Here is a 14284-nt window from a genome sequence, read left to right as displayed (position 1 = left end):
CAAAATTTGCATTCATTCTGGATCGGCACAAGCATTATTTTGCGCGCCATGCGGCTCGACCGGCCGGGGTCGGGCTGATACAACTGGAACGATGATGCTCGAATCTTCCGTGTATCCCGCAGCCGACGATGCAGCGGTCGCCGCGCAGCATGATGCACCGGCGGCTGCATCCTGTTGCACCTCGCTGCACGGCACGCTGCTGGCGCAGCTGCGCGACTACATCGTGGAGGGCAACCTCGCCCCCGGTGCCCGGGTGCCGGAGCGGACCCTGTGCGAGCGCTTCGGCGTCTCGCGCACGCCCCTGCGGGAAGCCCTCAAGGTCCTGGCCTCCGAGGGGCTGATCGAGCTCCTGCCGAACCGGGGCGCCCGGGTCCGCCAGATCGGCCCCGAGGAGATGGTCGCCCTCTTCGACGTGATGGGCGGCCTCGAGGCGCTCGCCGGCCGCCTCGCCTGCGAGCGGATCACGGAGGACGGGTTCGCCGAGATCGAGCGCCTGCACCACGCCATGTACGCCGCCTATCTCCGCCGCGACCTCCACGGCTACTTCACGGGCAACCAGGCCATCCACGACCGGATCGTGGAGGCCGCAGAAAACGAAGTGCTGGCAGTAACTTACGCGAATTTCGCCGGGCGCCTGCGCCGGGTCCGCTACGCGGCGAACCTCGACAAGGACCGGGACCGCTGGGGCGAGGCCATGCGCGAGCACGAGGAAATCCTCGACGCCCTGCGGCGCCGGGCCGGCCCGGAACTCAGCGACATCCTGTTCCGGCACCTGCGCAATAAGCGCCGCGCCGCCGCCGCGCGGGAAACCGCGGCGGCCGAGGGCTGACCGGAGCCATGGCCGCGTCCGGCACCGACCGGCCCGCCTTTCCGGTGCGGGGAGGCGTTGGAGGTGGGACTGGATCGGTGACCCTCGGCCGGCCCCGGCCGGCGGCGCCGCTCCCGGCCTCTCCCCACACGGGGGAGGGGACACCGCCTGGTTCGAAAAAGCTGAGAGATGTCAGGGCGATAGACCCGCATTCCGCCGCCCGCGGGCCCACGGACCGGGCGCGGAACGGATCAGGCGCGCGCCGCGAACAGGCGCTCCGCCTCGGCCCGGATCACCGCCGCTGCCCGCAGGATGCCGGCCTCGTCCACCTCCAGGTGGGTGGTGGCGCGGATCTGGTGGGTGCCGATCGCCCGGACCCGGACCTCATGCGCCAGGCAGGCTTTCGCGAAATCCGGGGCGGTGACGCCCAGCGGCTCCACCGAGAAGCACAGGATGTTGGACTGGGCCGCCCCGGCTTCGATGGCGAGCCCCGGCGCCCCCGCGATCCGGTCCCGCAGGAGCGCCGCGTGGGCGTTGTCGCGGCCGAGCTGCGCCACGTGGTGGTCGAGGGCGTAGAGCCCCGCCGCCGCCAGGATGCCGGATTGGCGCATGGCGCCCCCGAGCCGGTACTTCCAGCGCCAAGCTTCTGTGATGAAATCGCTTTTCCCGCACAGAACCGCCCCGACCGGGCAGCCGAGACCCTTGCTGAGATCGATCCAGGCGCTGTCGAAGCCCTGCGCGTAGTCCCGCGCCGCGATCCCGGTGGCGGCCACGGCGTTCAGGAGCCGGGCCCCGTCGATATGCGCCCGCAGGCCCCGCGCATGCGCGATGTCGCGGATGCGCCGCATGTCGGGCAGCGCCCAGACCGACCCGCCCGAGAAGCTCGTGGTCTGCTCGATGGAGACGAGCGCCGAGCGCGGCGCCGTCCGGGCCGGGGGCCGGATCGCGGCCTCGAACGCCTCCGGGGTGTAGACCCCCGCCGGGGTCTTCAGCGCCGCCACGGAGACGCCCGCGATGGCCGCCGCGCCGGCGGCCTCGGTGTTGAAGATGTGGGACTGGTCGTCGACCACGATCTCGTCCCCGGGCCGCGTCTGCACCAGCACCGAGACGAGGTTGCACATCGTGCCCGACGGCATGAACACGCCGGCCTCCAACCCCAGCAGGTCGGCCACCCGGGCGCAGAGGTCCAGCGTCGTCGGGTCCGAGTCGGACTGCTCATCCCCCACCACGGCCCGCGCCATGGCCTCGCGCATCCCGTCCGTGGGCCGCGTCTGGGTGTCGCTGAACAAGTCGATCATCGGGCGGTCCTATTCGTATACAAAATACAGCCGTAACCTTAGCTCCGGCGGCCGCGTCCGCCACCCGGTTCCTGCCCTGCCAACCCAGTTCTTGCCCTGCCAACCAAGTTCTTGCCCTGCCAACCAAGTTCTTGCCCTGCCAACCCAGTTCTTGCCCTGCCAACCAAGTTCTTGCCCTGCCAACCAAGCTTTCAGGCGTCGAGGCCGCGTCCGGCCCCACGCGAGGACGATTGAAGCATGACCGCCACGGCTGAGCCATCGACCACGCCCCGCGCGGCGACCCGCCAGAATGCCGGCCTCGCGCGGCGTCTCGCGGAGGCGCTGCAGGGCGAGGCCCGCTTCGACGCCTTCACTCGGGGCCGCTACGCCACCGATGCCTCGATCTACCAGATCGTGCCGGCGGGCGTCGTCCTGCCCCGGAGCGCTGCCGATATCGCGGCGACGCTCAAGATCGCGGCCGAGCACGACGTGCCCGTCATCCTGCGCGGCGGCGGCACCTCGCAGAACGGCCAGCCGATCGGGCGCGGCCTCGTGGTGGATTGCTCGCGCCACTTCAACGGCGTGCGCGCCTACGATCCCGTGGGGGGCACCATCACGGTGGAGCCCGGCATCGTGCTGGAGCGCCTCAACGCCCGGGTGAAGGCGGACGGCTGGTTCTTCCCCGTCGAGCCCTCGACGGCGACCCGCTGCACCATCGGCGGCATGGCGGGCAACAACTCCTGCGGCGCGCGCTCGCTGCGCTTCGGCAAGATGAGCGACAACGTGCTGGCCATGGAGGCCCTCTTTCCCGACGGCACCGCCTTCGGCTTCGGGCTGACGGGCAACGACGGCAGCGGCGTGACAGGCCCGGACCGGGCCGAGCACCTGGCCGCCGCGATGCGGGCCCTCGCCGAGGCGGAGCGGGAAGAAATCCTGGCCCGCTTCCCCCAGGTGCAGCGCCGGGTCGGCGGCTACAACCTCGACGCCCTGATCGAACCACGTCCGAACCTCGCCCATCTCCTCGTCGGCTCCGAGGGGACGCTGGCGGCCACCACCAGCGTGACCCTGAAGCTCTCGCGGCTTCCCATCCACCGGGTCATGGGCGTCTGCCACTTCCCCTCCTTCCGGGCCGCCATGGAGACGACGAAGGCGCTGGTCGACCTCGATCCCGTGGCCGTCGAACTCGTGGACAACAACGTCCTCGTCCTCGGCGCCGACATCCCGCTCTTTCGTACCACGCTCGCCGACATCACCCGGGGCAAGCCGAACTGCCTCCTGCTGGTGGAGTTCGCGGGCGACGACCGCGACGCGCTCCTGAAGGATCTCGCGCGCCTCGATGCCTGCATGAGCGACCACGGCTTCGCCCATGCCGTGGTGGAGGTCCCGGAACCCGTGCGCCAGAAGTCGGTCTGGGAGGTGCGCGAGGCCTGCCTCAACATCATGATGTCGATGAAGGGGGACGCCAAGCCCGTCTCCTTCATCGAGGATTGCGCGGTGCCGCTGGCGCATCTGGCCGACTACACCGACGCGGTGACGGAGGTGTTCACCCGGCACGGGACGCGCGGCACTTGGTACGCCCATGCCTCGGTCGGCTGCCTGCACGTCCGCCCGATCCTCGACATGAAGCAGGGCGGGGACGTCGCGAAGATGCGCGCCATCGCCGAGGAGGCCAGCGCGGAGGTCCGCCGCTTCAAAGGCTCGTATTCCGGCGAGCACGGCGACGGCATTTCGCGCTCGGAATACATCGAACCGATGTTCGGCGCCCGCCTGACCCGGGCCTTCGAGGCGGTCAAGGGCGGGTTCGACCCGGACAACCGGCTCAATCCCGGCAAGATCGTCCAGCCGCTCCGGATGGACGATCGCTCGCTGATGCGCTTCCAACCGGGCTACGCGGTGACGGCCCCCGCTGTCCCCGCCCTCGACTGGTCGGACTGGGGCGGCTTCGGCCCTGCGGTGGAGATGTGCAACAGCAACGGCACCTGCCGTAAACTCGCGGGCGGGGCCATGTGCCCGTCCTACCGCGTCACGAAGGACGAGCAGCACCTCACCCGGGGTCGGGCGAACTCCCTGCGGCTGGCGATCTCGGGGCAGCTCGGGCCGGACGCCTTCACCAGCCACGAGATGAAGCGGACGCTGGACCTCTGCGTCTCCTGCAAGGCCTGCCGGCGCGAATGCCCCACCGGCGTGGACATGGCCAAGATGAAGGTCGAGTTCCTGCACCATTACCACGCCCGGCATGGCCTTCCCCTCAAGGAGCGGCTGGTGGCGGCGCTCCCGCTCTACGCGAGCACGGCCGCGCGGCTCGCGCCGCTCCTCAACCTGCGCGACCGTCTGCCCGCCCTGGCGCGGCTGTCGGAGCGCGTCGTCGGCCTCTCGGCGCGCCGGACGCTGCCACAATGGCGCAGACCCTGGAGCGAGACGGGCGAACCCGCGCATCCGGACGACGTGACGGGCGATTTGCGCGACATCATCCTGTTCGGTGACACCTTCAACCGGGCCTTCGAACGGGAGAACCTGGAGGCCGCCGAGCGGGTGCTGGTCGCCGCCGGCTACCGCCTGCACCGGGTCTTCCCGAATCGCGGACGGCGTCCCCTCTGCTGCGGGCGGACCTACCTCGCCTCCGGCCAGACCGACCGGGCCCGCGCGGAGGCCCGGCGCACGCTGACGACCCTGTTGCCCTACGTGCGGGCCGGTGCCCGGATCGTGGGCCTCGAGCCCTCCTGCCTTCTGACCTTCCGAGACGAGTTCGCCGCGCTCCTGCCAGGCCCCGAGGCCGCGGACCTCGGCAAGGCGAGCCTGCTGTTCGAGGAGTTGCTGGCGGTGGACCTGACGGCGGGGCGGATCGCCCTGCCGCTCGCCGACCAGGGCGGACGGGTGGCGCACCTGCACGGCCATTGCCACCAGAAGGCCTTCGCGGCCATGGGGGCGGTGGAGATGGTGCTGCGTGCGGTGCCGGGGCTCGACGTGCGGGTGATCGAGTCGAGCTGCTGCGGCATGGCCGGCGCCTTCGGCTACGGCGCCGAGACCATCGACGTGTCCCTCGCCATGGCCGAGCTGTCGCTGTTCCCGGCCCTGCGCGAGGCGGGCCCCGACGACCTCGTGGTCGCCGACGGAACGAGTTGCCGCCACCAGATCCACGACGGCCTCGGGATCGAGGCCCGCCACGTCGCCCGGGTGCTCGACGGGGCCTTGCGGACAGGGTGATCGCTGCGGGTGGGGATCGTCATCGACTCCTGGGAGGCCGGATCCGCTCCGTCTCCCTGGCACGGCGACCCCGAAGCCGAGTGTTGTATTCGAACCGAGAGGATGCTTTTGATGTATATCATCGTCGAGTAACCGGGTTCAGCGTTATCACCGCACCAGTCGGACGCCGCCTTGACTGATATTGTTGCTGCAATGAGCGCCTGGATCGGACGCGTAGTACTTTGAGTTGTTGTCGAGTTCCAGGCGGGCTACCACGATCCGGATACAGTTGGCGTCCCAGACGACGTCGTTCTCGAATTCGACCTGGCTACTGGGCGCGTAAATGGTTCCCTCGGCGGAGGCGCCGAATTTCGAATAGATATCGTGATCGTTGGTATTGTTCTTGTCGGACCAGAGGACGATACCCGCATACGCTCCGGTCGTTGCGGCTTTCAGGTTGAAGCTCGTCTTACTATGGAAGAAGAGATCGCTGCCTTTGCCTTCCATGTAGATGAGTACATCCTTTCCGACGATTGAAGCGCCGTTCTTGAGCGTGAATTCGCCCTTGATGACGTACACGCCGGGCGAGAACGTGACGTTTCCGTTGTCGATCGTCAAACCGCTACAGAACGCGAATTGAGGGCTGAGGGTTACCGTTCCGGTGACCTTCTTCGCGCCCCCGCAGGTGTTGTTCACGGGGGGAGTCAGGGAGGCATAGGGGTCGCTGACAGCATCCGCGCCGGTGATCGGGGTTGGATAGACACGCGCACTATCGGCCTTGTCGACACCGCCGACGACGCGAATACTCCTGACGTTGACGTATGAGGATCGGCCAAGCTCCAGGGATTCCTTGTGCTTCGAGTTGACCTGAACACCGCAATCCGGTGCATCGATCTGTGCCCCGGGGTCGACGTCGAAGGCGTCGTTGTGGTCCGGATGAAGGATGAGGATGCAGAGGGGTGCGGAGACCGCGACGGCACTCGCCGAGACGTCCCAGGATTCCACGCCGAAGAAGTGCGCGAAGGTCGTTTTCAGGCTGTTGCCCTTGGCTTTGGTCCGGGAGGCGGTGACGCGAACGGCGTTTCCGCCCGCGCCCACGGTGAACGCGCCGTTGCTCCAGGTCCCGAATTGCAGATCCACGTCGGTCACCAGGTGCTCGATGCCCGGTCGATTCAGTCCGGCATAGGTTTGCGCCGTGGCAAGAGCCACTGTTCGGCTGGCGGTTCCGATATGCCTCGCAGTCGCCAGTGCCGACGCTTCGGCGCTCGTCAGAAGGCTGTTCTTCTCCTTCTGGGCCAAGCCGACATCAAGCGCGAGACCTGCGAACCCGATGAGGATGAGCCCGAGCAGGGCGAACAGCAGCGTGACGCTGCCCCGATCGTGCTTCGCGAAAGTCCTGAGCAGACCCGAAGTCCGGACGGTCATTCCGCGATGCTTCGCATCACGACTCGGCTCGTCAGGCCACCCGGAACCAGATTTCCGAACGGCGTCATCTTGGCCAATTCATCCTGGGAGATCGGGAGCGTGACGATGACGTCGCGGTCGGTCTGATCGCCCTTGGTGGCCGGGTCGATAGCGGCGCTCACAGCGACCCTGAGTTCGTCCTTGGCTTGTGTCTCGGCGAATTGCTTTGCCTCTGCCACGGTCATGTAGCCGATGGCGACGCCGCGTGCAGCCTCCCGAGCATACGTGTGAAGGCTATTATGTGCCCGCATGACCATCGAGATGGTGAAGATACCACCCAGCAGGGCCATCAATATCGGAGCTATAAGGGCAAATTCGACCGCCGATACGCCATGACGATCCCTGCCGAGAGGCAAGACCATCCGTAAAAAGCGCGCGTGTGTTCGGCAGGATCTCATCGTCAAGCCTGTTCCGGCCAAAGAGGCCAGCGGCATGACAAGACCAAACGGGGATTAATATAAGACTAAATCATGGGTCATGGCTGGAGTGCGGTTCTCCGTCGAAATCGACAAGACGAGACGCGTCGTTATCGCGACAATGTTTCCGTAAAACACCGGACGGGGTGCCTGCTTAGGCCGGAAGCGCGATCCGGCTTCCGCGCAGGCACGCCGGGATCGTAGGACCGGGTCGGCGAACGTTTCAGGCTGCGCCGCGCGCGTCGGTCTCTCCGCCGGCTTCCACGAACGCCTTCAGTTCATCGAGGGAGGCGAAGGTGTAGCGCCCACGCGGGGTCTCGGCCTCGATCACGCCGTTCGCGTACATGACATAGGTGTTGCCGCCCGACGCATAGGTGCCCACCACCACGGGCTCGGCCTCGACAAAGGGCGCTTCCTCGACCGGTGGAGGCTCCGAAACGGGCTCGGAAGCGGCCGGGAGTTCCGTGAACTCCGCCGTCTCGGCGGGGGCGGGCGGAACGGCGACCGGCTCGGGCGCCGGCGGGGTCTCCACCGGTGCCTCTGCCGGGGCGGTTGGGGAGGGTTCATGGGCGGGCACGGTCCCGTCGGCCGTCTCCGCGCTTGAAAATTCCGGGGTGTGCGGCGCGTCCGGTGCCTTCGGCTCGTGCGCTTCGAACAGCATCTCCGCCTCGGCCGGGTAGCCCTCGGCGGCGAAGAAGACGGGTTCCGTCCGTCCGGCGGGCTCCGGCGACCCACCCTCGGGCAGGAGGTTCGGCAGGAGCGGCTCAGCCGGAGGCGCCTCGGCGGAGGTCGGCGCCTCGGTCGAGGCGGATTCCGGCGCCGGTGGCGGCGCAGGATCGAAGAAGGTTGGCTCCCGGCCGGCGCGCGTCGCGGCGGCGGTCCCGAGACCGGCTCCGGCAAAGCCGCCGAGGCTCGCGGCGGTGGCGGCGAGGCTCGGCCGCTGGCGCGCGGGGGCGGCAGCCTCGGCATCGAGCGGCGCCGCCTCCGGGAGGGGTTGGGGGGCCGCCGTCGTGGTCAGGGTGCGTTCGAGGCCACGCAGGCGGCGGGCGACAACGGCGAGGCCGAGCACCACGGCACCGGCCGACGCCGTGGTGGCGCCCGCGATGGTCATGGCGAGACCGCTCTCCAGCCGGACGAAGGGAAAACCCTGGATGACGGATACGATGCCCCCGACGATCATGACGGCGGCCAGCGCGAACAGCGCGATGTTCATGGACTTCTCGACAAACGCCTGCACCTTGACGATGCGGCGCGCACACTAAAGGCCGGGCGGGCGTTTGCAAAATCGGGCGCCGGGCGCTGCGCCGTCCCGGGCATCGACTTCGGCCAGGCATCGACTTAGGTAACGGCGCGTTGGTGCGAAGGCGGCATCCCCCACGCGCGTGCCGTCCCGCCCAATGTCTCACGAGCCGGAGAGTTGCCCATGACCTTCACCCTGCCCGAACTGCCCTACGCCTACGACGCGCTCGGCCCCTACATGTCGAAGGAAACCCTCGAGTTTCACCACGACAAGCACCACAAGGCCTATGTCGACACGGGCAACAAGCTGCTCGAGGGCACGGGTCTCGAGGGCAAGAGCGTCGAGGAGGTGCTGGTCTCGGCCTACGGCAACAACCAGCCGCTCTTCAACAATGCCGGGCAGCACTACAACCACATCCATTTCTGGCAGTGGATGAAGCCCAACGGCGGCGGCGCCGTCCCGGGTTCGCTCGCCAAGAAGATCGACGAGGATCTCGGCGGCTTCGAGAAGTTCAAGGCCGACTTCATCCAGGCCGGCATCGGCCAGTTCGGCTCCGGCTGGGCCTGGCTCGCGGTCAAGGACGGCAAGCTCGCGATCATGAAGACCCCCAACGGCGAGAACCCGCTGGTGCACGGCGCCAAGCCGATCCTCGGCGTCGATGTCTGGGAGCATTCCTACTACATCGACTACCGCAATCGCCGCCCCGACTACCTGAAGGCGTTCATCGAGAACCTCGTGAACTGGGAACACGTCGAGACGATGTACGGCGAGGCCACCAAGTAAGACCGACGACCGGACCATTCGCGCCGCGGGTCGTCGGGCTCGCGGCGTTGCCATGCCGGCCCCCTCACGAGGCCGGCGGCGTCCCGATGGGGCTCGATCGATGACGTCGGGCCCTTCCGTCTCAGACTGTCATCCAGCCCGCGCGAATCCGCCCTTCCCCGCAGAGGGGGAAGGGTTCGTGATGCCCGTTGAGCGAGCCCCATGATCCGCAGCATCCTCTCCGTCGGCGGCTGGACGCTGGTCTCGCGCGTCACCGGCTTTGCCCGCGACGTGGTGATGGCCGCGATCCTCGGGGCGGGGCCGGTGGCCGATGCCTTCGTGGTGGCGTTCCGCCTGCCGAACCATTTCCGGGCGATCTTCGGCGAAGGCGCCTTCAACACCGCCTTCGTGCCGAGCTATGCCGGCCTGTCGGAGACCGATACGGCGGAGGCCGGCGCGGCCCGCCGCTTCGCCGACCGCATCTTCACGCTGATGCTCATCGTGCAGGTCGCGTTCCTGGCGCTGGCGATGCCGGCCATGCCCCTCGTGGTGCGGGCCCTGGCGCCGGGCTTCTCCGAGGATCCCGAGCGCTTCGCGCTCGCCGTCTCGCTCACCCGGATCACCTTCCCCTACCTCCTGTTCATGACGCTGGTGACCCTGTTCTCCGGCCTCCTCAACGCGCACCGGCGCTTCGCCGTGGCGGCCGGCGCACCCGTGCTCCTCAACCTGTCGATGCTGGTCGCCCTGGCGCTCGCGGCCTTCTTCCCGAACGCCGCCTACGCCGCCGCCTGGGGCGTCACGGTCTCGGGCGTCCTGCAGTTCGTGGCCGTCTGGTGGGGGTGCCGACGCGCCGGCATCGCGCCGACGCTCACCGCGCCGACCCTGCGCGATCCGGCCATGCGTCGCTTCTTCCGGGTGCTGGGCCCGGCGGTGATCGGCTCGGCGGGCCCGCAGATCGCCACCTTCGCCGACACCATCATCGCGAGCTTCCTGCCCGTCGGCGCGGTCTCGGCCCTGTGGTACGCCGACCGGCTCTATCAGCTGCCCTTCGGCGTCATCGGCATCGCCGCCGGTACGGTGCTGCTGCCCGAGATGAGCCGGCGCATCGCCGGGGGCGACGTGGCCGGGGCGCACGCGGCGCAGAACCGAGCCGCCGGGTTCTCTTTGGCCCTCTCGGCACCCTTCACGGTGGCTTTCCTCATCCTGCCGGCCCTGATCATGACGGCCCTGTTCCAGCGCGGCGCCTTCGGGGCGGAGGATGCGGCCCGCGCGGCCTCCGTGCTGGCGGCCTACGGGCTGGCGCTGCCCGCCGTGGTGCTCCTGCGCAGCGCACTGGCGAGCTTCTACGCCCGTCAGGACACGACGACGCCCCTCATCGCCTCGCTCACCGCCATCGCGATCAACGTGGCGCTGAAGGTGGTGCTGACCGGGCCCTACGGCGTCACCGGCCTTGCGCTCGCCACCGCGATCGGTTCGTGGATCAACCTCGTCATCCTGGTGGCCCTCGCCTGGCGGCGCGGCTGGATGGCGCCGGGCCGGACGCTGGGCGTCACCGCCCTCGGGGTCGTGGTGGCCTGCGCCGCCCTCGCGGCCACCGCCCGCTACGGCCTGCCCCTGGCGGAAAGTCTGGTGCCGGCCCTGCCGCGTCTGCGCGAGATCGCGGTGCTCGCGGTGCTGGGGCTCGCCGGAACAGTGGTCTACGCGGTGCTGTTGTTGGGGACATTGCGCCTGTTCGGCGTTCGCCTGCGGCGCGCCTGAGGAGCCCATCAATGGCCGGACCGGATCCGCGCGTCGCCGTCTTCGATGCCTACGGCACCCTGTTCGACGTCCATGCGGCGGTGGCGCGGCATGCCGATGCGATCGGGCCGGATGCCGGGGCCCTCTCGGAGGCGTGGCGCAACAAGCAGCTCGAATATAGCTGGGTGCTGGGATTGATGGGGCGCTTCACCCCGTTCTGGGACCTGACGGAGCGGGCGCTGGACCACGCGCTGGCGACCTATCCGGATGTCGACCGGGCCCTGCGCCCGAGGCTCCTCGACGCCTATCGCGACCTCGACGCCTATCCGGAGGTGCCGGGCACGCTCCGGGATCTCCAGGAGGCGGGCTGGCGCACCGCCATCCTCTCCAACGGGGACGGCCCGATGCTGGAGCGCGCGGTCGCGTCCGCCGGATTGACGGACCGGCTCGACGCGGTGCTCTCGGTGGAGGCCGCCCGCACCTTCAAGACGGATCCGGCGGCCTACCGTCTCGCCACGGCGCGTTTCGGGGTCGCGCCCGGTGACGTGCTGTTCTGCTCCTCGAACCGCTGGGACGTGGCGGGCGCCACGGCCTTCGGTTTCCGGTCCGTCTGGGTCAACCGCAAAGGATTGCCCGAGGAATATCCGGATTTCCCGCCCGAGCGGGTCGTGAGCCGCCTCGACGCCCTGCTCTAGAACGAACCGACGTCAGGCCGCCCGCACGGTCGCGAGGAACTGTGCCACCTGTCCCCCGAGTTGCTCGGATTGGCGCGACAGGTCGGAGGCCGAGGCCAGGAGGTCGGAGGCTGCCAGGCCGGTCTCCTCGGCGGCGTTCGCCAGACCCGTGACGTTCTGCGTCACCTCGCCGGTGCCGATCGCGGCCTGGGCCACGTTGCGCACGATCTCCTGGGTGGCCGCACCCTGCTCCTCGACGGCCGCCGCGATGGAGGAGGCCACTTCGCTGATCTCGCGGATGCGTCCGGTGATGCCGCCGATGGCCTCCACCGCCTGGGTCGTCGAACCCTGGATACGCGCGATCTGCCCCGTGATCTCGTCGGTGGCCCGTGCGGTCTGGTTGGCGAGCTCCTTGACCTCGGCGGCCACCACCGCGAAGCCGCGCCCCGCCTCGCCGGCGCGGGCCGCCTCGATGGTCGCGTTGAGCGCCAGGAGGTTGGTCTGGCCCGCGATGCTGGAGATGAGCGCCACCACGTCGCCGATGCGCTGGGCCGCCTCGCTGAGGTCGCGGACGAAGGACGCGGTCTGGCTGGCCGCAGTCACGGCCTCGCGCGAGAGGGTGGCCGAGCCCTGGACCTGCCGGCCGATCTCCACCACCGAGGAGCCGAGCTCCTCGGCCGCCGCCGCCACCGTGGTGACGTTGGTCGCCGCCTGATCGGCCGCCGCCGCCACCGCGACGGAACGCTGCGCGGTCTGGCTCGCAGTGCCGGACATGCCGCCGGCCGTCACGTGCAACTGCGCTGCGGCCGTGCCGACCTGGGCGACGACACCGCCCACTGCCGCCTCGAACTGGTCGGCGAGGCTGCGCATCCCCTCGCGGCGCAGGGTTTCGGCCCCGGCCCGGGCGGCCTCGGTCTCGGCCTCCAGGGCGCGGGTGCGGATGAGGTTGTCCTTGAACACCTGGACGGCGCCGGCCATCGCGCCGATCTCGTCGCCCCGCCCGACGCCCGGCACGGCGATCCCCGTATCGCCGTCCGCGAGGCGGCCCATCGCGTCCGTCATTCGGCGCAGGGGCCGGCTCACGCCGAGGGCGAGGCCGATGGCGGCACCGAGCGCGATCAGGAGGGCGAGGCCGACCAGGATCACGGTGGTGAGGAGGGCGGTGTCGTAGGTCGCCTGGGCCCGGGCCCCGCTCGCGCTGGCCTCCCGCTCCTCGTGCTCGACGAGCTTCTGAAGGGCGGCGAGCACCGCGTTCACGCCCGTGGACATGTCGGTGTTGTAGATGCGCTGGGCCGCCGGGGCGTTGCCGGCCTTCACCATGGCGATCACGGATTCCTGCATCGCCTTGTAGGCGGTCCAGTCCGTCTGGAAGCTCTCGTAGAGGGCGGCGGCCTCCGGCGATTTCGGCCGCGCGGCGAACGCGTCCTGGGTGCCGTTCATCTCGACCTCGCGCTTGGCCAAGGTCGCCGAGACTTCGCTGCGCAGGTCCGGCGTATCGGCGGTGATCAACCGCGCGCCATTGGTCCGGGTGCGCAGCACGAGCACTTGCATCTTGCCGACCAACTGCACGTTCGGCAGCCGCTCGGCGCGCATCTCGCGCGCGACGTCGTTGACCGCGCGAAGCTGCATCAGCGCCAAGCCCCCGATCCCGGCCACGAGGAGGCAGACGAGGCCGAAGCCAAGGAACAGCTTGGTCCTGATGGACAGCGCGCGGAGGGGCATGGAGCGGTGAGCCGGTTGGTGAAGAGGCACAACCAGCCTTGCGGCAGGAAGCTTAATTTTCACCCAGCACCCTTCGGTTGAGATGTGCCACCCAATAGACCGGTTATTTTCGTGTGCGGCGTCGCATGATAAATGCAACAAGCGCGTGTTTCCGATATCGTTTTATGTTTATCAAAAGTTGTGGCAGTGATCGTCTTCTCGACGGCGATCGAGATTGCCAATCTCTATGATGCTGTTGATTCTCAGGACCGTGCCGGTGTCGGCATGTCTATGCCCTGACCCGACGCTCGGCGACGACAGGGTCCTACGCGGTGCCGCGCCCCGGCGTCAGTCCCGCCCGAGTGCTGCGGCGATCAGCTTGATCCCGTCGGCGCCGTCCCACTCCGCCGGGCCCTTCATCACACCGAGGGTGCAGCCGTGCCCATCGACCAGGAGGGTCGTGGGCAGGCCGAGGGATCCCGTGGCCTTCTGGATCGCCGGCAGCACGCGCCCACCCGGATCGGCGTAGTAGGCGAGCCGGGCGATGCCGTTCTGTTTCAGCCAGGTCGGGGGCACGTCGAGGTTGCGGGTGTCGACGTTGATCGCCACCACCGAGAAGTCCGCTCCCCCGAGCCGCGCCTGAAGCCGGTCGAGGGCCGGCATCTCCGCCTTGCAGGGCGCGCACCAGGTCGCCCACAGGTTCACCAGCCGCAGGCCCGTCACCGCGGCGAGGGTCGTCTCGGACCCGTCCGGCCCCTTGAAAGCGAGGGCGGGCGCGGGAACCGGCGCCGACGCGACCTCGAGGGCCGCCACCGCACCCCGCGCCAGGGGCGCGATCCGGGCCGCCGCCGCGGCGGAGCCCGCACAGGGAGCGGAGTTGCCGCCGGTCGAGCCCGTCCCGTATACGGCAAGCCCCGCCCCGAGCGCGGCGACGAGGACGGCCCCAGCCGTCAGGGCGGCCGTGCGACCGGGCATCATCGTTGCGTCTCGGGCCAAGCGGGCGGGGCGGCTTCAAGGACGTG

The 14284-nt window shown here is 69.3% G+C and carries 12 protein-coding genes; 6 read left to right on the top strand and 6 right to left on the bottom strand.

Annotated features, from left to right (window positions below; translation table 11 throughout):
• The first annotated feature begins 91 nt into the window (after positions 1-91).
• Positions 92-829: a GntR family transcriptional regulator gene (locus tag OF380_RS07000; RefSeq protein WP_404810548.1), complete on the top strand. Its 738-nt coding sequence runs from the start codon at positions 92-94 to the stop codon at positions 827-829.
• A 230-nt stretch (positions 830-1059) separates the two neighbouring features.
• Here OF380_RS07000 and OF380_RS06995 read toward each other — a convergent pair whose 3' ends face one another.
• Positions 1060-2106 (bottom strand): threonine aldolase family protein, encoded by a 1047-nt coding sequence (locus OF380_RS06995; RefSeq protein ID WP_264050050.1) that lies wholly within the window; start codon positions 2104-2106, stop codon positions 1060-1062.
• 237 nt (positions 2107-2343) lie between these two features.
• On the opposite strand from OF380_RS06995, the gene OF380_RS06990 reads away from it, so the two are divergent.
• Positions 2344-5289, top strand: a complete 2946-nt coding sequence (locus OF380_RS06990; RefSeq protein WP_264050049.1) for an FAD-binding and (Fe-S)-binding domain-containing protein — start codon at positions 2344-2346, stop codon at positions 5287-5289.
• Between the two features lie 147 nt (positions 5290-5436).
• Here OF380_RS06990 and OF380_RS06985 read toward each other — a convergent pair whose 3' ends face one another.
• The 3 genes from OF380_RS06985 to OF380_RS06975 form a co-directional block, all read right to left on the bottom strand.
• Entirely contained in the window at positions 5437-6693 is a 1257-nt protein-coding gene (locus OF380_RS06985; protein WP_264050048.1) for a pilus assembly protein TadG-related protein, read from the bottom strand.
• Positions 6690-7022 carry a hypothetical protein gene (locus tag OF380_RS06980; RefSeq protein WP_264050047.1) on the bottom strand — a complete coding sequence of 111 codons (333 nt, stop codon included), beginning with the start codon at positions 7020-7022 and terminating at the stop codon, positions 6690-6692. The genes OF380_RS06985 and OF380_RS06980 overlap by 4 nt, the downstream gene beginning before the upstream one ends.
• Positions 7023-7371: 349 nt before the next feature.
• Positions 7372-8361 (bottom strand): hypothetical protein, encoded by a 990-nt coding sequence (locus tag OF380_RS06975; RefSeq protein ID WP_264050046.1) that lies wholly within the window; start codon positions 8359-8361, stop codon positions 7372-7374.
• Between the two features lie 210 nt (positions 8362-8571).
• Between OF380_RS06975 and OF380_RS06970 the strand changes: the two genes are divergently transcribed.
• From OF380_RS06970 to OF380_RS06960, 3 genes are all read left to right on the top strand, one after another.
• Positions 8572-9171 carry a superoxide dismutase gene (locus tag OF380_RS06970; protein WP_264050045.1) on the top strand — a complete coding sequence of 200 codons (600 nt, stop codon included), beginning with the start codon at positions 8572-8574 and terminating at the stop codon, positions 9169-9171.
• A gap of 201 nt (positions 9172-9372) precedes the next feature.
• Entirely contained in the window at positions 9373-10908 is a 1536-nt protein-coding gene (gene murJ, locus OF380_RS06965; RefSeq protein ID WP_264050044.1) for a murein biosynthesis integral membrane protein MurJ, read from the top strand.
• 11 nt (positions 10909-10919) lie between these two features.
• Positions 10920-11582, top strand: a complete 663-nt coding sequence (locus tag OF380_RS06960; RefSeq protein ID WP_264050043.1) for a haloacid dehalogenase type II — start codon at positions 10920-10922, stop codon at positions 11580-11582.
• Positions 11583-11594: 12 nt separating this feature from the next.
• Here the strand turns inward: OF380_RS06960 and OF380_RS06955 are convergent, their stop codons facing one another.
• Complete coding sequence (locus tag OF380_RS06955) at positions 11595-13283, bottom strand: methyl-accepting chemotaxis protein (protein WP_264050042.1); 1689 nt, start codon at positions 13281-13283, stop codon at positions 11595-11597.
• Positions 13284-13415: 132 nt separating this feature from the next.
• Between OF380_RS06955 and OF380_RS06950 the strand changes: the two genes are divergently transcribed.
• Positions 13416-13562 carry a hypothetical protein gene (locus tag OF380_RS06950; RefSeq protein ID WP_264050041.1) on the top strand — a complete coding sequence of 49 codons (147 nt, stop codon included), beginning with the start codon at positions 13416-13418 and terminating at the stop codon, positions 13560-13562.
• Positions 13563-13610: 48 nt separating this feature from the next.
• Here the strand turns inward: OF380_RS06950 and tlpA are convergent, their stop codons facing one another.
• Positions 13611-14237 carry a thiol:disulfide interchange protein TlpA gene (gene tlpA / locus OF380_RS06945; protein WP_264051220.1) on the bottom strand — a complete coding sequence of 209 codons (627 nt, stop codon included), beginning with the start codon at positions 14235-14237 and terminating at the stop codon, positions 13611-13613.
• Positions 14238-14284 lie beyond the last annotated feature (47 nt).

Origin of the sequence: Methylobacterium sp. FF17 (genome assembly GCF_025813715.1) — a bacterium.
In the GTDB taxonomy this organism is placed as follows: Bacteria; Pseudomonadota; Alphaproteobacteria; order Rhizobiales; family Beijerinckiaceae; genus Methylobacterium; species Methylobacterium flocculans.
Note: the sequence above shows the minus strand (reverse complement) of the source record. Positions and strands in the feature narration are given on the sequence as shown.